Source organism: Pseudomonas sp. 8 R 14, assembly GCF_900005955.1.
GTDB classification, from domain to species: Bacteria; Pseudomonadota; Gammaproteobacteria; order Pseudomonadales; family Pseudomonadaceae; genus Aquipseudomonas; species Aquipseudomonas marginalis.
The window spans coordinates 21,005-40,308 of record NZ_CVTH01000080.1 but is presented as its reverse complement, the minus strand read 5'-3'; the positions used below and the strand labels follow the sequence as shown (position 1 = coordinate 40,308).

The window sequence follows — 19,304 nt, the reverse complement described above, 5'->3', positions numbered from 1 at the left end:
GAAGGTTTTGGGGCTGCTTCGCAACCCAGCGCGGGGCAAGCCCGCTCACCACAGAGTTATGTGTCAGCCTTTAAGAGTTGTGTAGATACCTATGCCCCGATGAGGCCCTCAGCCCCACCACAACACTCAAGGCTCCAACCCAATCCCGCGCAAAATCACACTGGTCACCGTCTGGATCGCCTTCTCGAACTGCATATCCGACAACGGCTGGTGATCATTCAAAATCTTCACCTGGTGATCAAAGTCGGCATAGTGCTGGGTCGACGCCCAGATCATGTACAGCAGGCTCGACGGCTCCACCGGCAGGATGCGTTTGTCTTCCACCCACTGGCGAATTTTCGCTTCCTTCATCTTGGCCCAGTCGTACAGGCTTTCATCCAGGGCCTCACCGAGTGTCGGCGCGCCGTGGATGATCTCGTTGGCCCAGACCTTGGAGCCATAGGGCCGCGTGCGCGAGCGCTGCATCTTGGCGCGGATATAGCTGCTGAGCACCACCCGGGGGTCATCGAAGGTTTCGAAGCTGAGGGCGTCCTGCTTCCACACTTCCAGCAGGTCGAACAGCACCGCGCTGTACAGCTCGCTCTTGGTGGTGAAGTAGTAATGCAGGTTGGAGCGCGGCAGTTGTACTTCTTCGGCGATATCGGCCATGGCAGTGCTGCCGTAGCCCTTTTCGGCGAAGATTTTCTCCGCCGCCAGCAGGATTTTCTCGACGTTGACCCGGCGAATTCCGCTCTTGTGATTGCCCATAAGGGCTCCCTGACAAAGACATGCCCCAAAGACTACCACCGCTCTAGATCGGGGCGACAGGCGCAGTCGAAACTTCGTACACTGCCCGCTCCTAACCATTGATGGGTATTGCACAATGTTGATCAAGAAAACCCTGACCACTGTCGCCCTGCTCGCCTCCCTGCTGGGTGCCTCCGCAGCATTTGCCCATGCTCATCTCAAAAGCTCCACGCCTGCGGCAGACAGCAGCGTCACCGCGCCCAAAGACCTGCGCCTGACCTTCAGCGAAGGCGTCGAAGCCACCTTCACCAAGGTGTCCCTGAGCAAGGACGGCACCGAAATCGCCATCAAAGGCCTGGAAACCCCGGACGCCGACAAGAAAACCCTGGTGGTGACACCGGCCGCCCCACTTGCGGCGGGCACCTACAAGGTGGTGTGGAATGCGGTGTCGGTCGACACCCACAAGAGCAACGGTGAGTACAGCTTCAAGGTCGGCCAATAACCCATGGCAACGCTGCTGGTGCTGTGCCGGTTCGTGCATTTCATCGTCGTGCTGTTGATGTTCGGGGCCCGTGTATTCAGGCCCTGGCTCCTCGGCGCTGAACCGCAGCCGGTGCTGGACCGGCAATTGTTGCGCATCACCCATGGGCTGGCATGGACGGCCCTCGCGTCGGGGGTGATCTGGTTACTGTTGATTACCGCCAGCATGGCCGGTTCATGGCCGGCGGCGCTGGAACTGTCGACCGTGCAGTTGGTGCTGGGCAAGACCTTTTTTGGCCAGGTGTGGACCTGGCACCTGATCGTCAATGGCTTGCTGGTCATCGCGCTGATGACCCCGTGGAAAGCCCCGCGCCTGCCATTGCTCACACTGTTGCTGATGACTCTCGCCCCGGTCGGCCATGGCGCCATGCTCGACGGGCTGAGCGGGCAGTTGTTGATCCTCAACCAGGTGATGCACCTGATATGCGTCGGCGCATGGCTGGGTGGGTTATTGCTGCTGGTATTGATCCTCAGGCAGTCACACCGTGTTGAGCTGGCGCCTGTCCTGCGTCGTTTCAGCGGCGTGGGTTATGGCCTGGTCACCGGCTTGCTGGTGACCGGCCTGATCAATGTGCGCGTACTCACCGGACAGCTGTGGCCCACGCCGTTGTTCAGTGGTTTTGCCCTGATTCTGCTGATCAAGGTGATGCTGGTGCTGGGCATGCTGGCGCTGGCATTGTTGAACCGGTTGCGCCTTGATAGCGGCGAACAGCGGTTGGGCAGCTTGAAGGCCAGCGTGATGCTGGAATGGCTGCTCGGTGTTTGTGCAGTAGCGGTCGTTTCACTCCTTGGCACTTTGCCGCCGATGGTCCTGGCGGGCTGAATGTGGAAGGGGCAAGTCGAATCGTCGCACCGCCCCTCCCACATTGACCCTGTGCGCTCTAGATCAACCCACACCTAGTCATCGTATAACTTCTGCTTGACACACCCTGAAAACCCCGCAAATATCCGCTCCAATGTTGTACGACGACGTATAACAAATAATAAAAACAACAAATGAAAGGGAGCGTCACTGTGAGTCCATTCGCCCGCAATTCGTCCGCGCGTCTCAGTGTTATCGGCCTGTTTACCCTGCCCCTCCTCGCCCATGCCGACGGTTTCGTCGATGATGCCAAGGCCACGCTCAACCTGCGCAACGCCTACTTCAACCGCAACTTCACCAACCCGAGCAACCCCCAGGGCAAGGCCGAAGAGTGGACGCAGAGTTTTATTCTCGACGCCAAGTCCGGCTTCACCCAGGGCACCGTGGGGTTCGGCATTGATGTGCTGGGGCTGTATTCCCAGAAGCTCGATGGCGGCAAAGGCACCGGCGGTACCCAACTGTTGCCGATCCACGACGACGGCCGCCCCGCCGACAACTTCGGGCGCCTGGGCGTGGCGCTGAAAACCAGGCTGTCGAAGACCGAATTGAAGGTCGGCGAATGGATGCCGGTGCTGCCGATCCTGCGCTCCGACGATGGCCGCTCGCTGCCCCAGACCTTTCGCGGCGGCCAGGTGACGTCCAGCGAAATCGCCGGCCTGACCCTCTACGGCGGCCAGTTTCGCGGCAACAGCCCGCGCAACGACGCGAGCATGGAAGACATGTTCATGAACGGCAAAGCCGCGTTCACCTCCGATCGCTTCAACTTCGGCGGCGGCGAATACACCTTCAACGACAAGCGCACCCAGGTCGGCGTGTGGTACGCCGAGCTGGCCGATATCTACCAGCAGCAGTACTTCAACCTGACCCACAGCCAGCCCGTGGGCGACTGGACCTTGGGGGCCAACCTCGGTTTCTTCAACGGCAAGGAAGACGGCAGCGCCCTGGCCGGCGACCTCGACAACAAGACCGTGTTCGCCCTGCTCTCGGCCAAGTACAACGGCAACACCTTCTACGTGGGCCTGCAAAAACTCACCGGCGACAGCGTGTGGATGCGCGTCAACGGCACCAGCGGTGGCACCCTGGCCAACGACAGCTACAACGCCAGCTACGACAACGCCAAGGAAAAATCCTGGCAGGTGCGGCATGACTTCAACTTCGTGGTACTCGGCGTGCCGGGGCTGACGCTGATGAACCGCTATATCAGCGGCAGTAACGTGCACACGGGGGCGATCACCGATGGCAAGGAATGGGGGCGCGAATCCGAGTTGGCCTATACCGTGCAGAGCGGTGCGTTGAAGAACCTGAACGTTAAGTGGCGTAATTCCACCATGCGTCGAGATTTCAGCAACAACGAGTTCGACGAAAACCGGATCTTTATCAGCTATCCAATCTCCCTGCTGTAGAACCTAGTCTCCCAGCCCCAGAAAATCCCCTGTGGGAGGGGGCTTGCTCCCGATGGCGGTGGGTCAGTAACAGATGCATTCACTGGCACGCCCTCATCGAGGGCAAGCCCCCTCCCACAGTTTGAATCTCACTCATCTGGAAGAACGTTGACAACCTGGGGGATCCCTAACAATACTTCGGCATAGTCATACGACAACCTACAACAAAAATTTGGAATCCCCATGACCACGACCACCCCCACTCCCTTCAACCGCCTGCTGCTCACCGGTGCCGCCGGCGGCCTCGGCAAAGTCCTGCGCGAACGCCTGCGTCCCTACACCCAGGTGCTGCGCCTGTCGGACATCGCCAGCATGGCCCCGCCGGTGGATGCCTCGGAAGAAGTCCAGCCCTGCGACCTCGCCGACAAACAAGCGGTGCACCACCTGGTGGAAGGCGTCGACGCCATCCTGCACTTCGGCGGTGTATCGGTGGAGCGTCCGTTTGAAGAAATCCTCGGCGCCAATATCAGCGGTACCTTCCATATCTACGAAGCCGCACGCCGCCATGGGGTAAAACGTGTGATCTTCGCCAGTTCCAACCATGTGATCGGCTTTTACAAGCAGACCGAAACCATCGACGCCCACTCCCCACGCCGCCCCGACAGCTACTACGGCCTGTCCAAGTCCTACGGCGAAGACATGGCGAGCTTCTACTTCGACCGCTACGGCATCGAGACCGTGAGCATCCGTATCGGCTCCTCGTTCCCGGAACCGCAGAACCGCCGGATGATGCACACCTGGCTGAGCTTCGACGACCTGACCCAACTGCTCGAACGCGCGCTGTATACGCCGAACGTCGGTCACACGGTGGTCTACGGCATGTCGGATAACCTCGACACCTGGTGGGACAACCGCTACGCCGCGCACCTGGGCTACGCCCCGAAAGACAGCTCCGAAGTCTTCCGCGCCCAGGTCGAAACCCAGCCACCGGTAGCCGCCGATGACCCGGCCAAGGTCTATCAGGGTGGGGCGTTCTGCGCCGCCGGGCCGTTCGGTGACTGAGTTCACACCAACCCAAGGGAATGAGTGGCCATGACTGCTGAATTGATCGTCGACGCCCGCAATGCCGTGGGCGAATGCCCGGTGTGGGTGCCCGAGGAAAACGCCCTGTACTGGGTGGATATCCCCAACGGCGGCCTGCAAAAATGGAGCGCCGCCAGCGGCCACGTTGCCGCCTGGAAAGCCCCGCAGATGCTTGCCTGCATTGCCCGCACCACGGCGGGCAACTGGGTCGCCGGGATGGAAACCGGTTTCTTCCAACTCACGCCGCACAACGACGGCAGCCTCGATACCACGCCGTTGGCCAGTGTCGAGCATCCACGCCCGGACATGCGCCTGAACGACGGCCGTTGCGACCGCCAGGGCCGTTTCTGGGCCGGCAGCATGGTGCTGAACATGGGCGCGAATGCGGCCGAAGGCATCCTCTATCGCTATGCATCGGGTTCGGCCCCCCACGCCCATCTGGACGGTTTTATCACCCTCAACGGCCTGGCCTTCAGCCCCGATGGCCGCACGATGTATGCCTCGGATTCGCACCCGCTGGTCCAGCAGATCTGGGCCTTCGACTACGACATCGACACCGGCACGCCGTCCAACCGTCGCGTGTTCGTCGACATGCACAACTTCCTCGGCCGCCCCGACGGCGCCGCCGTGGACGCCGATGGCTGCTACTGGATCTGCGCCAACGACGCCGGCCTGATCCACCGCTTCACCCCCGACGGGCGCCTGGACCGCTCCCTCACCGTACCGGTGAAAAAACCCACCATGTGCGCCTTCGGCGGCAGCCGCCTGGACACCCTGTTCGTCACCTCGATCCGTGACGACCAGAGTGAACAGTCAGTGTCCGGCGGCGTGTTCGCCCTCAACCCCGGTGTCACCGGATTGCCGGAGCCCCGCTTCATCCTTTAGCTGCATCGCTGTGCCTTGAATACAACAATAACAACACAGGAGTGACCTCCCATGGACTTCAAACGCACCTTGCTCGCCGCCGCAGTCTTTACCCTCAGCAGCGCCGCCCAGGCACTGGAAATCAAGTTCGCCGACATCCACCCCGCCGGCTACCCCACCGTCGTCGCCGAAGAAAACATGGGCAAGGCCCTGACCAAGGAAAGTAACGGCGAACTGACCTTCAAGTACTTCCCCGGCGGCGTGCTGGGCTCCGAGAAGGAAGTGGTCGAACAGGCCCAGGTCGGCGCCGTGCAGATGACCCGCGTCAGCCTCGGCATCGTCGGGCCGGTGGTGCCGGACGTGAACGTGTTCAACCTGCCGTTCGTGTTCCGCGACCAGGCGCATATGCGCAAGGTTATCGACGGCGAGATCGGCGACGAGATTCTCGCCAAGATCACCGACTCCGAGTTCGGCCTGGTGGCCCTGGCCTGGATGGACGGCGGCACACGCAACCTCTACACCAAGAAGCCGGTGCGCAAGATCGAAGACCTCAAGGGCATGAAGATCCGCGTGCAAGGCAACCCGCTGTTCATCGACGCCTTCAACGCGATGGGCGCCAACGGCATTGCAATGGACACCGGCGAGATCTTCAGCGCCCTGCAGACCGGGGTGATCGACGGCGCGGAGAACAACCCGCCGACCCTGCTGGAACACAACCACTTCCAGAACGCCAAGTACTACACCCTCACCGAGCACCTGATCCTGCCCGAGCCCATCGTGATGTCGAAAATCACCTGGAACAAGCTCACCCCGGCGCAACAGGTCATGGTCAAAAACGCCGCCAAGGCCGCCCAGGCCGATGAGCGCGCGCTGTGGGATGCCAAGTCCGCCAGCAGTGAGGAAAAACTCAAAAAGGCCGGCGTCGAGTTCATCACCGTCGACAAAAAGCCCTTCTATGACGCCACCGCAGCGGTTCGCGCCAAGTACGGCGCGCCGTACGCCGACATCATCGCGCGCATCGACGCCGTTCAATAACCTCTCCTGCCTCTCGCAAAAGGCCCGGCGCGGTCTGCACCGCCGCGCCCGGTTACGGTGAACGCCATGAAGAATCTACTGCTGCGCATCAACGACCGCATCTACATGACCTGCATCTGGGTCGCCGGCCTCTCGGTTCTCGGCGTCGCACTGATCATCCCCTGGGGCATCTTCGCCCGCTACATCCTCGGCACCGGCTCCAGCTGGCCGGAACCCACCGCCATCCTGCTGATGCTGGTGTTCACCTTTATCGGCGCCGCCGCCAGCTACCGCGCCGGCGCGCATATGTCGGTGGCCATGGTCACGGACCGCCTGCCGCCCGCCCAGCGCCGCATCGTCGGCATCCTGTCACAACTGCTGATGGGCACCATCTGCCTGTTCATGGCGATCTGGGGCACCAAGCTGTGCGTGTCCACCTGGAACCAGTTCATGAGCGCCATCCCGACCCTGCGCGTGGGCATCACCTATATGCCGATTCCGATTGGCGGGCTGCTGACCCTGATCTTCGTGGTGGAAAAACTCCTGCTCGGTGACCAGAGCAACCGGCGCGTGGTGCGCTTCGACCTGGTGGAAGAAAGCGAAGGGGCTGCCTGATATGGACGCATTGATTCTGCTGGGCAGCTTTATCGCCTTGATCCTGATCGGCATGCCGGTGGCCTACGCCCTGGGTTTGTCGGCGCTGATTGGCGCGTGGTGGATCGACATCCCGTTCCAGGCCCTGATGATTCAGGTGGCGGGCGGGGTGAACAAATTTTCGCTGATGGCGATTCCGTTCTTCGTGCTGGCGGGGGCGATCATGGCCGAGGGCGGCATGTCGCGGCGGCTGGTGGCGTTTGCCGGGGTGCTGGTGGGGTTTGTGCGCGGTGGCCTGTCGCTGGTGAACATCATGGCCTCGACGTTCTTTGGCGCCATCTCCGGCTCGTCGGTGGCCGACACCGCCTCGGTCGGCTCGGTGCTGATCCCGGAAATGGAGCGCCGTGGCTACCCACGGGAATTTGCCACCGCCGTCACCGTCAGCGGTTCGGTGCAGGCGCTGCTGACCCCGCCCAGCCATAACTCGGTGCTCTACTCCCTGGCGGCGGGCGGCACGGTGTCCATCGCCTCGCTGTTCATGGCCGGCGTGGTGCCCGGCTTGCTGATGAGCGCGTGCCTGATGGTGCTGTGCCTGATCTTCGCGAAAAAACGCAACTACCCCAAGGGCGAAGTCATCCCCTTGAAACAGGCCCTGAAAATCTGCGCCGACGCGCTGTGGGGCCTGATGGCCATGGTGATCATCCTCGGCGGCATTCTTTCGGGCATTTTCACCGCCACCGAGTCCGCCGCGATTGCCGTGCTGTGGGCGTTCTTCGTGACCATGTTCATCTACCGCGACTACAAATGGAGCGAGCTGCCCAAGCTGATGCACCGCACGGTGCGCACCATTTCCATCGTGATGATCCTGATCGCCTTCGCCGCCAGCTTCGGCTACATCATGACCCTGATGCAGATCCCGGCAAAAATCACCACGCTGTTCCTGACCCTGTCGGACAACCGCTACGTGATCCTGATGTGCATCAACGCCATGCTGCTGTTGCTCGGCACGGTGATGGACATGGCACCGCTGATCCTGATCCTCACGCCGATCCTGCTGCCGGTGGTGCTGGGTATCGGCGTCGACCCGGTGCACTTCGGCATGATCATGCTGGTCAACCTCGGCATTGGCCTGATCACCCCGCCGGTGGGCGCGGTGCTGTTCGTGGGCGCGGCGGTGGGCAAGGTGAGTATCGAGAAGACCGTGAAAGCGCTGCTGCCGTTTTACGCCGTGCTGTTCCTGGTGCTGATAGCGGTGACGTACATTCCGGCGCTGTCGTTGTGGCTGCCAAGCGTGGTGTTGTGAAGATGATTGAACTTGAAGACCACCTGACCCACCTCACCGTGAATCCGGCCGTGGGCGGCAGCATCGTCAACTGGACGGTGCGCGCCACCGGCCAGCCGCTGCTGCGCCATAACGATGAGCAGGCGATCCATACCGGTTTGCCCGGCAAGCTGGCGTGCTATCCGTTGGTGCCCTGGTCCAACCGCATTGCCCACGGCGGTTTCGACAACCCCGACGGCTGGCTCGCGCTCACGCCCAACAGCCTCACCGATCCGCTGCCGATCCATGGCTCGGCCTGGCAACAGGCGTGGCAGGTGGTCAGCCATTCGGCGAATGAAGTGGTGCTGGAGGTGCTGTGCGAGACGCCGTTTGCCTATCGCGCCGAGCAGCGGATTCGCCTGAGTGACGGAGCGTTAAGTATTGAACTGCGGGTGACCCATCTGGCCGAAACAGCGGCGTGGCACGGCCTGGGCTTGCATCCGTACTTTCCGCGCCGGCCGGGTACCCGGTTGCAGGCCAGGGCCGCACAGGTGTGGATGAGTGACGCATCCAAGTTGCCGACCGGGTTGGCGCCGGTGCCGGGCGAGTGGGACTTCCAGGCATTGAAGCCCCTGCCCGAAGGCTTGGTGGACAACGGGTTTTGCCAGTGGGACGGGCATTGTCGGATCGAACAGCCGGACCTGGGCTATGCGCTGGAATGCCAGGCCAGCGGGGCCGATTACTTCCTGCTGTACTGCCCGCCGGGGCTGGGGTTCTTTTGCATCGAGCCGGTGAGCCATCCGGTGAATGCTCATCACCTGGCGGGACGGCCGGGCCTGAAACTGCTGGAACACAATCAGTCGGTCCAACTCAATTTCAACCTGAAATACACCCCCCTGTAGGAGCGAGCTTGCTCGCGAAAAACCTCAGGGCAACGCGGGGCATCAGGCGCCCCGCGTTATCGTTGACGATCTTCGCGAGCAAGCTCGCTCCTACAGGGATCAGCCTCATGCTCAAGGTGGAGAGTTTTTCAGCCGCCCAGCCGTGTCGATACTCACGACAACCGACAACCCCGGCCGCAACCGTTCGCTCTCGGTCTGATCCGGGTCCACGGTGATCCGCACCGGCACGCGTTGGGCAATCTTCACAAAGTTGCCCGTCGCGTTGTCCGCCTGCAACAGGCTGAACTCCGAGCCCGTGGCTGGGGAGATATGCTGCACCGTGCCGTGAAACCTGCGGTGGTTGAGCGCATCCACGGTGAAAGTCACCGGCTGGCCGACCTGCACATTGTCCATCTGGGTTTCCTTCATGTTGGCGATCACCCACAGCTGCTTCGGCACCAGCGCCATCAACTGCGCGCCGGAGTTGACGTAGGCCCCCAGGCGCACGCCAATCTGCCCCAACTGCCCGTCACGGGGCGCCGTAATGCGGGTGTTGGACAGGTCGATCCGCGCCAGCTCCACCGCCGCCTCTGCACTGGCCACCGCCGCTTCCAGGGAGCCGCGATTGACGATCACCGTCTGCAAATCCTGCCGCGCGATTTCCAGGCTGGCCTGGGCCTGGGCCACGGCGGCGATGGTCTGGGCATTGGCGGCGCGGGTCACGTCCAGCTCGCGCCGGGACACCGAACCGTCGCTGATCAGCTCTTCGTTGCGGCGCAGGTCGGCGGTGCTTTTGCGCGCCTGGGCCTGGCTGTCCACCAGTGCGGCCTGGCGCAGCTTGATGGTGGCTTCGGCACTGTTGCGTTGCTGCACCACATTGGCCAGCGCGGCCTTCTGCACCGCCAGTTGCGCCAGGGTCTGGTCGAGGCGCTGCTTGTAGATACGGTCATCCAGGCGCACCAGCAGGTCGCCGGCCTTGACGTACTGGAAGTCCTGCACCGGCACCTCGAACACATAGCCGCTGAGCTGCGGGCCGATAATGGTCACCTGGCCGCGCACCAGAGCGTTCTCGGTGGTTTCCACCGCGCTGCTGAACGGCGGCAATTGCCAGGCATACAGCACGATCAGCACGCCGAAGATGGCAATCGCGGCAAAGCCCAGGGACGAGAAGATGCGCACGCGCAATGAGCGCGGCTCGGTAACCGTGGCGCCGGGCGGCGTGGTGCCTTCCGGGGTGGCGGCGATGGCGTTGGTGGTCGTGGTGGTGGGTTCGGTCATGAAGTAGCGCCGCTGGGTTGAACGGGAGTGGCTGCCTTGGTGGTACTCATCAGCCACAGACTGCGGATAAAGATCCAGATCATGGTCAGGATCGCGATAATCGCGATCAGCATGAACACATCGTTGTAGGCCATGACATTGGCCTCGCGGGTCGCCGCCGTGGCCAGGCTGCGGATGCCCATGAGGTTACGCAGTTCCGGGTCGGCGACGATACCGCCATAGGCCGACCCGCCGCTCTGCACCCGTGCGGCCACACGCGGGTCGAGCAGCGTCAGGTGCTCGACGATCATGCTGGAATGATACTTCTCGCGCACGATCTGGAAGGTCCCGAGCAAAGCCGCGCCGATCAGGCCGCCGAGGTTCTGGCAAATCCCGAACATCACCGAAAAGCTCACCAGGTTACGCGGGTTGGCCAGCACGTTTTTGGTCCCCAGCACCATGGTCGGCCCCAGGAAGAAGGTGCCACCGAAGCCTAGCAGGAACTGACTGATGTACAGGTTCTGCGGACGCGTGAGGTTGCTGGAGAAACTGTCCATCACCGAGCCGGTGGCCATCAGCGCCAGGGAGATGACCAACGGCATTAGAAGGTGCGCCGGGTTGATCGTCAGCGCACTGACCACCAGCCCGCTGATCGCGCCGGCCAGCATCACCACGTACAGCGTATGCATCTGCTGGTAGCTCATGTTCAGCATCTGCATGAACCCCACCGCACCGGTGGACTGCTCCGACAGCACCATGCGAATCAGGATCACCGCCAACGCCAGGCGGATCATGGTGCCGCTGCCCAGCCAGCGGGTCATCAGCATCGGGTTGGCGCGGTTATGCTCGATGGCCAGGCCGGCCATGATCAGCACCAGGGAACAGGCCGAGGCCACGCCGATCCACGGCGCTTCCAGCCACCAGTCGATACGCCCCAGGGACAACACCGCACACAGCAGCGCGACACCGCTGGCGAGAATGGCGAAGGTGACGAAGTCGAGTTTTTCAAAGGTCTTGAAGCGGTCGCCGGGAGGCAGTTTGAGCAGGAATACACAACCCAGGCAGATCAGCGCCAGGCCCAGTTCGAACAGGTAAAGCCCGCGCCATTCGGCGATCTGCAACAAGTCCTCGGAGAACAGCCGCGCCAGGGGCAACGCCAACTGCGCCGTGCCCAGCCCCAGCACCAGGGATTTCAACCGCCACTTGGCCGGGAACGCCTGGATCATGTAATACAAGCCCAACGAACTCAGCGCCGCGCCGACCATGCCGTGGGCGGCCCGTACGGCGATGGCCGAGTTGAGGTCGTTGACGAACAAGTGGCCGAAGGTCACCAGCGCATACAGCACCAGGAACACCTCGGTAAACGCGCGCAGGCCGAATTGCTGGCGGAACTTCACCAGCAGCAGGTTCATGCATACGTTGGTCATCACATAGGCGGCGGGCAGCCAGGCCATTTCCGCGGTGGTCGCACCGAGGGCGCCTTGCAGGTATTGCAGGTTGGCGATCACCAGCGCGTTGCCAAGGCCACCGGTGATTGCCACCAGCACGCCGACCATCGCAAACAGCCAGCGCTTGTGCGTCGGATGCAGCGGCGTCGACGGCGAGCCCGGCAGGCTCGGGCGCTCGTGGGGTTCCCAAGGGCGGGGGGTGTATTTGTCCATTCGATGACCTAGATGAGCCGACGGGTGACGTCGGTAAAACCACTACTCAGAGTAGTAAACCTGAGCGGGGTTCATCTTGCCATCTTGGGCGCGTCGGTCAGCGCCCATCTTGCCACTCATGCGCTGCTTTCTTTACTCGATGGCAGGGATGCCATTATCTCAGCGCGGCACGTTTCCAATATTTCATCCGCCAGGGCCGAGTCATCCGGACACGCCCGCGACAGCATGACCGCACCGATTGCATGGGCCAGCAGGTCGATCATTTTCGCGCGGACCTCTTGCCTGGGCACATCCACACCCGCCGTGTACTTGTCCTCGAGTGCTGCAAGCGTGTTTTCAACGCCACTGGCAAAGGTTGCCTTCAGATCATCTGACTGACGGGCCGCGTCACCACACAGGGCTGCCATGGTGCACCCCTCTCCCCTGCCGTCTCTGTGATCCCTGGACACGTACAGGTTCACAAAGCCCGGAATGTCCAGATCGGAGCTATTCGACAGGGACTTTGCCAGGCTATTTTCCGCTGCTTCGGCCATCAAGTCGGCCTTGGAGCCGAAGTGTTTGTAGAAGCCTCCCTGGGTAAAACCCGCAGTAGCCATGAGTTCTGCCACACCCACACCGTCATAGCCACGCTCACGAAACAGCTCTGACGCCGTCTCCACAATATGAGCTCGGTTAGCGAGTGATTGTGTCTTGGTGATCTTCATTTCGCGCCCCTGGGACTCCTGAACAATGGCCTGACTATACTCTGATGTCGATCACAATCAAAACTGTTGACAGTTTTGATTGTGATCGACATCATAAAACCACCAGCGCATGTCTCTGCGGCTGTACGGCGCGGATCGCCGTCTCTGATCATCCTGAACAATCAAGAGCATCTACTTATGAGCACCCCAGAAACCGTACTGATTACCGGCGCCTCAACAGGCATTGGCGCGACCTACGCCGAGCGTTTTGCCCAACGTGGGCACAATCTCGTGCTGGTAGCCCGCGATAAAGGCCGGCTGGACGCACTGGCCTCGCAGCTGCGTGAGAAACACGCGGTGTCCATTGACGTGATCCAGGCCGACCTGACTCAAACCGGTGACCTGGCCCGCGTCGAAGCACGCCTGCGTGACGACGCCAGTATCGGCATCCTGGTGAACAATGCGGGCGCCGCCCTCTCCGGCAGCTTCATCGAGCAATCCATCGACAGCGTTACCAACCTGGTCGCGCTCAACACCACCGCCCTGGTGCGACTCGCCAGCGCCATCGCTCCACGCCTGGTACACGCCGGTAACGGCGCGATTATCAACATTGGCTCGGTGGTGGGGCTGGCGCCGGAATTCGGCATGAGCGTCTACGGTGCAACCAAGGCGTTCGTGCTGTTTCTATCCCAGGGGCTGAGCCTCGAACTCTCGCCCAAGGGCGTCTACGTGCAAGCCGTTCTTCCAGCCGCCACTCGCACGGAAATCTGGGATCGCGCGGGCATCGACATCAATACCCTGAGCGAAATCATGAGCGTGGACGAGTTGGTCGATGCTGCGCTGGTCGGTTTTGATCGTCGCGAGCCGGTGACCATTCCGCCATTGCAAGACGCCGCCCGCTGGGATGCCCTGCAAGCCGCCCGCCAGGGTTTGCTGTCAGAGATTCGCCAATCGGTCGTCGCCGAGCGCTATCAAGCCAAGGCGTGATTGTCACGTATAGCCATGGGAACTGAACGATGAAAGCCTTCCTGATCGACCGTTACGGCAAGCATCAAGGACGCCTTGCCGAGCTACCGGACCCGGAACCGGGCATCCACGACGTACTGGTCAAGGTACATGCCAGCAGCGTCAACCAGCTGGACTCGAAGATCAGCAAGGGTGAATTCAAACTGATCCTGCCCTACACATTGCCGCTGATCATGGGCAACGACCTGGCCGGCGTCGTCGTTCGCGTAGGGTCAGGCGTGCGCACCTTCAAGCCCGGTGACGAGGTCTACGCGCGCCCGCCCGACGCGCGCATCGGTGGCTTTGCCGAGCTGATCGCGATTAAGGAAAGTGCCCTCGCACTGAAACCCAAAAACACCAGCATGGAACAAGCCGCCGCCCTGCCCCTGGTGGCACTGACCGCCTGGCAGGTGCTGGTTGAAACAGCCCGCGTGAAGAAGGGGCAAAAAGTCTTTATCCAGGCGGGCTCCGGTGGTGTCGGCAGCATTGCCATCCAGCTGGCAAAACACCTGGGGGCTTTCGTTGCCACCACGACCAGCACCGCCAACGTGGATTGGGTCAAGGCGTTGGGAGCAGACGTCGTCATCGACTATACGCAGCAGAATTTCGAAAACGTCTTGCGTGACTACGACGTCGTCTTGAACAGCCTCGGCCCCGCCGAACTGGAAAAATCCCTGCGCATTCTCAAACCGGGTGGGCAGCTCATCTCCATCTCGGGGCCACCGACCGCCGAGTTCGCACGCGAGCAAAAGCTGTCCTGGGGACTCGGTTGGATCATGCGCCTGTTAAGCAGCGGCATACGCAGAAAAGCCCGCAGGCAGGGCGTCGACTATGGGTTCGTGTTCATGCGTGCGAGCGGTGCGCAATTGCAGAAAATCACCGCGCTCGTCGAGTCCGGCGCTATCACACCGGTGATCGACCGAACCTTCCCTCTCGAGGCAACGGCTGAGGCCTTGAGCTACGTCGAACGGGGCAGAGCCAAGGGTAAGGTGGTGATCAAGGTCCTATGACTAAGCCCACCCAACGCTCAAGCTGATGGCGATGCAGACTTGTCCCCCGTGAGGGTGCGAAGCGCCCCCAGCGCGGGACAAGCCCGCTCACCACATCAGCGGCCTGCCACAGTGGATCTCATGGGCATCCACAAGCGCATTTCAAATCAGATCCAACCGAGCCAGCTCCAGTAAGTCGCCGCAAACACCAACATCAACCCATACCCGATCAACGTCACCAGGATCCCCACCTTGGCAAACTGCCGCGCCGTAAACGTCCCCGTCCCCAGGCACACCATGTTCTGCGGCGCATTGATCGGCAGGATAAACCCGTAGCTCATCACAAACCCCAACAGCATGGTCATGCCCAAGCGGTTGAACTCCCCCGGCAAGGTCTGCAGCACCGCAATCAATATCGGCAACAACGCCGAAGTCAGCGCCGTGGCGCTGGCAAAGCCCAGGTGGATCACAATCAGAAACGCCCCCAGGATCGCAAACACCCCCAACGGCCCGACCTGATCCAGGCCGGTGTGCGCCACCACCTGAGACCCCAGCCATTGCCCGGCCTGGGTGGTCAGCAATGCGGTACCGAGGCTGATGCCCACGCCAAACACGATCACCGTGCCCCACGGAATGCGCGATTGCACATCTTTCCAGGTCATCACCCCGATGCCCGGCAGCAGCAGGAACACCAACCCGGCGTAGGTGGTCGAGGTGGTGTCGAACGGGTGCAGGCGCCCTTCCGTGGCCCATGCCAACAGCAGCAGCACCGACACCGTCAGCAAACGTTTCTGCGGGCCGGTCATCGGGCCGATGTCCACCAGGGACTGGGCCACGGCCTCCTTGCCACCGGGGATGCTGTCGGTTTCCGGCGGCAGCAGCTTGATCACCAGGAACAGCAACACCGCCGACATGATCACCGCCCACGGCGCGCCAGCGATCAGCCAGTCGATCCACGACACACGCTGGCCGAGCATCTTGTCCATAAAGCCCACGGTCAGCAGGTTTTGCGCGGCGGCGGTCTGGATGCCGACGTTCCAGATGCTGGTGCCCTGGGCCACCACGATCATCAGGCCGGCGGCGATGTTGGAGCGCTTGTCCACGCCAAATGCGGCGACCACGCCCATCATGATCGGCACCACACAGGCGCTGCGCGCCGTGGCGCTGGGCACCACGAGGCTGAGCAGGATCGTCACCGCAATCGCCCCGAGCAGAATGCCCCGCGTGCTGGTGCCGACGCGGGTCAGGGTCACCAGGGCGATGCGCCGGTCCAGGCCGGTGTGGGTCATGGCCGCCGCAATGAACAACGCGCCCGCCACCAGGGCCAGTGCCGGGTTGGAAAAGCCGGTAAGCGCCATGCTGATGGCCGGGCTGGAGCCGATCAGGTGCGTGGGGTCTTGCAGCGACGGCGCGGTGCCGAGCAAAAACGCCATGAGCGAGGTGATCATGATCGCGCTGGCTTCATAGGACACGGCCTCGGTGATCCACACCACCACCGCAAACGCGAGGATCGCCAGCATGCGCTGCCCGGCCACCGGCAGGTCGGCGGGCAGCGGCAACAGCAGCACGCCGACCATCACCAGTACGCCGATCACCAGGCCCAGGGGCAACTTGAAAGAGGCTGCGGTTGTTGCGGGGGCGTTCATGGCGGGCTCCGTCGGGCTCTGAATCAGGGAGGCAGCATGGGGCAAAGCGCCGCAACAGGTGTTGACGGGTATCAACACCCTAGGTCAATAACTGGCTCAATACCGCCCGCAACTTGCCGGGCTTGAGCGGTTTGTTCAGCAACGGCGCGTCCAGGCGGCGCAGCGCGCGGCGGCACTGGTCAGTGCGGTCGGCGGTGATGATCACGGCGGGGATGTTCTGCGCGAAATGCTCGCGCAGGTGCTTGACCACCGCACAACCCACCACCCCATGGTCAAGGTGGTAGTCGGCGAGGATCAGCTCCGGCGCCCTGCCCTGCAAAGCCAGCAACGCCCCGGCCTGGTCGGTGGCGGTAATTACCTCGCAGCCCCACTGCCCCAGCAGCGCGCGCATGCTGTCGAGGATGCTCACCTCGTTGTCGATTACCAGCAAACGCCGCCCCGGCAGCGGGTTACCCGTGGTCGGCAGCACCGGCAGTTGGCTGATCGCCAGGGGCATCTCTTCGCTGATGGGCACCTCGATGCTGAACATCGAGCCGCGCCCCGGCCACGAACGGACTGCCACCGGGTAGCCGAGGATCTCGGCGATGCGCTCGACAATCGCCAGGCCCAGCCCTACGCCTTTGCGGTCCGAGGCACGGCCGACGTCGAGCTGGTTGAACTCGAGGAAGATCGCGTCGAGGCGGTCGGCCGCGATGCCGCGCCCGGTGTCCCACACCTCCAGGCGCAGGCGATCGCCACGGCGGCGCGCGCCGAGCAGGATGCAGCCCTCGTCGGTGTAGCGACAGGCGTTGCTGAGGAAGTTACGCAGGATCCGCGTCACCAGGCGCAGGTCGGTGCGAATCGCATAATGGCCGGTACGCGCGCGCAGGTTCAGCCCGGCCGCCAGCGCCACCGACTGGAACTCCGAGACCAGCGGCGCAAACAGCTCATCCAGGCGATACAGCGCCACATCGGGCTTGACCGCCGCCTGGTCGAGCCGCGAAATATCCAGCAGGTCGGTGAGCAAATCCTCGGCGCCTTCCAGGGCCTGGTGCGTACGTTCCACCAGCACTTGTTCGACGCTGGGCAGCTTGCGCTCGCGCAAGGTGGAGATCAGCAGTCGCGCGGCGTTGAGTGGCTGCAACAGGTCATGGCTGGCGGCGGCGAGGTATTTGTCCTTGCTGCGGTTGGCGGCCTCGGCGGCATCGCGGGCGTCACGCAGCTCCTGCTCGACCTGCTCGCGCTGGGCGATCTGCTGTTGCAGGTTGCGGTTGGCTTCCAGCAGTTCATCGGTGCGCGCCGCCACGCGCTGCTCCAGCTCATCGTTGAGACGGATATAGCGGTTGCGCTCGGCCTCCAGCTCGTCGAGACGCGCGGTGAGTTCCGGGTAGTGGCTCTTGCGCGCCGAGTGATTACCCAGGCCCAACAGACCGGCGAGGGCCTGTTGCTGGTCGTCAGAGCGCTTCGCCATACACCACCTCGACATCACGCTGGCTGGACTCGCGCGGGTTGGTGAGGATGCACGGGTCGTGCATCGCATGCTGGGACAGGAACGGAATGTCCGCCACGCGCACGCCATGCAGGCCGAGGGTTTCATGGAAGCCGATGGCGTGTTTCAGGGCAATCAGGTGTTCCACCAGGCGCCCACAGATCTGTCGGTGGTTGAGACCACGGCAATCGATGCCGAAGGTCTCGGCAATCACCTTGAAGCGCTCCGGCGCCGAGTTGTAGTTGAACGCCACCACGTGTTCCACCAGCACCGCGTTGCACAAACCATGGGGCAGGTCGAGAAACCCGCCGAGGCTGTGGGACATGGCATGCACCGCGCCGAGGATCGCATTGGAGAACGCCAACCCCGCCTGCATGCTGCCGAGCATGATCTTCTCGCGCAGGGCAATGTCACCGGGGTTGGCGATCATCTGCACCAGGTTGCCGTTGATCAGGCGCATGGCTTCCAGCGCATGGGGGTCGGTCAGCGGGCCATGGCCGGTGGACACGAACGCCTCGATCGCATGCACCAGCGCGTCGATGCCAGTACAGGCGGACAGGAACGGGTCCATGCTCGCCGTGGTTTCCGGGTCGATCAGCGACACATCCGGCACCACCGCCTTGCTGACGATGGAGAACTTCATGCGTTCCTGCTGGTTGGAAATGATCACGAACTGCGAGACATCCGCCGAGGTGCCGGCGGTGGTGGGGATCAGGATCAGTGGCGGGCTCGGCACGCGGATGGTGTCCACGCCTTCGAACTCGAGGATGCAGCGCCCATGGGCGACCACAATGCCGATGGCCTTGCCGCAGTCCATGGGGCTGCCGCCGCCGATGGCCACGATCACGTCGCAATGGTTTTCCCGGTACACCTCGGCACCGAGCATCACTTCCTCGACGCGCGGGTTGGGCGACACGGCGCTGTACAGGCAGTAGTCGATGCCGATGGCCTGCAGGCTGGCTTCCACATCGGCGACCCATCCGGCGGCGATCACACCGGGGTCGCTGACCACCAGGACCTTGCGCGCACCAAAGGTCTTGGCGTAGTTACCGACGTTGTGCCGACAGCCGGCACCGAAGATGATTTCAGGCGAGACGAATTTACGCAGGAGGCTCAGATTGGGGCTCATTGGAAAGCCTGTTGTTATTATTTTTGGGAGATGCGCTCCACACTAACCCATTCGCAGGCGTTTGCAATCAGACCAAAGGGTCATTCCCAATAGGGCACCGGCCAGCGCGAGGCTGGCCGGAGATGGATCAGCGGCTGGCGAAGTACATGGTCACTTCGAAGCCGATACGCAGGTCGGTGAAGGCGGGTTTGGTCCACATGGGCAGAGTCCTCTTGTTGTGCCGGAAGATTCCGGTAAAGGCATTAATGCATGGGGGGAT

Annotated in this window: 19 protein-coding genes; 11 read left to right on the top strand and 8 right to left on the bottom strand. The window is 62.5% G+C overall.

From position 1 onward, the window contains the following. Positions 1 to 126: 126 nt before the first annotated feature. A complete protein-coding gene (locus tag BFQ01_RS22835) occupies positions 127 to 747 on the bottom strand; it encodes a TetR/AcrR family transcriptional regulator (protein WP_027606227.1) in 621 nt (206 codons plus the stop codon). A gap of 115 nt (positions 748 to 862) precedes the next feature. On the opposite strand from BFQ01_RS22835, the gene copC reads away from it, so the two are divergent. From copC to BFQ01_RS22790, 9 genes are all read left to right on the top strand, one after another. Beyond that, positions 863 to 1,228: a copper homeostasis periplasmic binding protein CopC gene (gene copC, locus BFQ01_RS22830; protein ID WP_065927010.1), complete on the top strand. Its 366-nt coding sequence runs from the start codon at positions 863 to 865 to the stop codon at positions 1,226 to 1,228. Between the two features lie 3 nt (positions 1,229 to 1,231). Beyond that, complete coding sequence (gene copD, locus BFQ01_RS22825) at positions 1,232 to 2,089, top strand: copper homeostasis membrane protein CopD (protein WP_065927009.1); 858 nt, start codon at positions 1,232 to 1,234, stop codon at positions 2,087 to 2,089. Positions 2,090 to 2,280: 191 nt separating this feature from the next. Further along, positions 2,281 to 3,531: an OprD family porin gene (locus tag BFQ01_RS22820; RefSeq protein WP_065927008.1), complete on the top strand. Its 1,251-nt coding sequence runs from the start codon at positions 2,281 to 2,283 to the stop codon at positions 3,529 to 3,531. A 222-nt stretch (positions 3,532 to 3,753) separates the two neighbouring features. Further along, the gene (locus BFQ01_RS22815; RefSeq protein ID WP_065927007.1) at positions 3,754 to 4,572 is read left to right on the top strand and encodes an NAD-dependent epimerase/dehydratase family protein; all 819 of its coding nucleotides are present in this window, start codon (positions 3,754 to 3,756) and stop codon (positions 4,570 to 4,572) included. A 30-nt stretch (positions 4,573 to 4,602) separates the two neighbouring features. Continuing rightward, positions 4,603 to 5,478 (top strand): SMP-30/gluconolactonase/LRE family protein, encoded by an 876-nt coding sequence (locus tag BFQ01_RS22810; RefSeq protein ID WP_065927006.1) that lies wholly within the window; start codon positions 4,603 to 4,605, stop codon positions 5,476 to 5,478. Positions 5,479 to 5,529: 51 nt separating this feature from the next. Further along, positions 5,530 to 6,492: a TRAP transporter substrate-binding protein gene (locus BFQ01_RS22805; protein WP_065927005.1), complete on the top strand. Its 963-nt coding sequence runs from the start codon at positions 5,530 to 5,532 to the stop codon at positions 6,490 to 6,492. A 66-nt stretch (positions 6,493 to 6,558) separates the two neighbouring features. Next, positions 6,559 to 7,086: a TRAP transporter small permease gene (locus tag BFQ01_RS22800; protein WP_065927004.1), complete on the top strand. Its 528-nt coding sequence runs from the start codon at positions 6,559 to 6,561 to the stop codon at positions 7,084 to 7,086. Position 7,087: 1 nt separating this feature from the next. After that, entirely contained in the window at positions 7,088 to 8,368 is a 1,281-nt protein-coding gene (locus BFQ01_RS22795; protein WP_065927003.1) for a TRAP transporter large permease, read from the top strand. A 2-nt stretch (positions 8,369 to 8,370) separates the two neighbouring features. Beyond that, positions 8,371 to 9,228: an aldose 1-epimerase gene (locus BFQ01_RS22790; RefSeq protein ID WP_065927002.1), complete on the top strand. Its 858-nt coding sequence runs from the start codon at positions 8,371 to 8,373 to the stop codon at positions 9,226 to 9,228. 111 nt (positions 9,229 to 9,339) lie between these two features. Here BFQ01_RS22790 and BFQ01_RS22785 read toward each other — a convergent pair whose 3' ends face one another. The 3 genes from BFQ01_RS22785 to BFQ01_RS22775 form a co-directional block, all read right to left on the bottom strand. Continuing rightward, positions 9,340 to 10,485, bottom strand: a complete 1,146-nt coding sequence (locus BFQ01_RS22785) for an HlyD family secretion protein (RefSeq protein ID WP_065927001.1) — start codon at positions 10,483 to 10,485, stop codon at positions 9,340 to 9,342. Then, positions 10,482 to 12,125 carry an MFS transporter gene (locus BFQ01_RS22780; RefSeq protein ID WP_065927000.1) on the bottom strand — a complete coding sequence of 548 codons (1,644 nt, stop codon included), beginning with the start codon at positions 12,123 to 12,125 and terminating at the stop codon, positions 10,482 to 10,484. Before BFQ01_RS22780 ends, BFQ01_RS22785 begins: the two co-directional genes overlap by 4 nt. Before the next feature lie 116 nt (positions 12,126 to 12,241). Beyond that, entirely contained in the window at positions 12,242 to 12,829 is a 588-nt protein-coding gene (locus BFQ01_RS22775; protein ID WP_065926999.1) for a TetR/AcrR family transcriptional regulator, read from the bottom strand. Between the two features lie 177 nt (positions 12,830 to 13,006). Between BFQ01_RS22775 and BFQ01_RS22770 the strand changes: the two genes are divergently transcribed. Both BFQ01_RS22770 and BFQ01_RS22765 read left to right on the top strand, forming a co-directional pair. Next, a complete protein-coding gene (locus BFQ01_RS22770; RefSeq protein ID WP_065926998.1) occupies positions 13,007 to 13,795 on the top strand; it encodes an SDR family NAD(P)-dependent oxidoreductase in 789 nt (262 codons plus the stop codon). Positions 13,796 to 13,824: 29 nt separating this feature from the next. Then, complete coding sequence (locus tag BFQ01_RS22765; RefSeq protein ID WP_065926997.1) at positions 13,825 to 14,823, top strand: NADP-dependent oxidoreductase; 999 nt, start codon at positions 13,825 to 13,827, stop codon at positions 14,821 to 14,823. Between the two features lie 146 nt (positions 14,824 to 14,969). Here the strand turns inward: BFQ01_RS22765 and BFQ01_RS22760 are convergent, their stop codons facing one another. The 4 genes from BFQ01_RS22760 to pqqA all read right to left on the bottom strand — a co-directional run bounded on the left by BFQ01_RS22760 (position 14,970) and on the right by pqqA (position 19,244). Continuing rightward, positions 14,970 to 16,448 carry a DASS family sodium-coupled anion symporter gene (locus tag BFQ01_RS22760; protein WP_027606213.1) on the bottom strand — a complete coding sequence of 493 codons (1,479 nt, stop codon included), beginning with the start codon at positions 16,446 to 16,448 and terminating at the stop codon, positions 14,970 to 14,972. 79 nt (positions 16,449 to 16,527) lie between these two features. Beyond that, positions 16,528 to 17,898 (bottom strand): ATP-binding response regulator, encoded by a 1,371-nt coding sequence (locus tag BFQ01_RS22755; RefSeq protein WP_065926996.1) that lies wholly within the window; start codon positions 17,896 to 17,898, stop codon positions 16,528 to 16,530. After that, positions 17,882 to 19,045, bottom strand: coding sequence for an alcohol dehydrogenase-like regulatory protein ErcA (ercA, locus tag BFQ01_RS22750; RefSeq protein WP_065926995.1), 1,164 nt, complete (start codon positions 19,043 to 19,045; stop codon positions 17,882 to 17,884). The genes BFQ01_RS22755 and ercA overlap by 17 nt, the downstream gene beginning before the upstream one ends. A 127-nt stretch (positions 19,046 to 19,172) precedes the next feature. Next, complete coding sequence (gene pqqA, locus BFQ01_RS31835; RefSeq protein ID WP_010209364.1) at positions 19,173 to 19,244, bottom strand: pyrroloquinoline quinone precursor peptide PqqA; 72 nt, start codon at positions 19,242 to 19,244, stop codon at positions 19,173 to 19,175. Positions 19,245 to 19,304 lie beyond the last annotated feature (60 nt).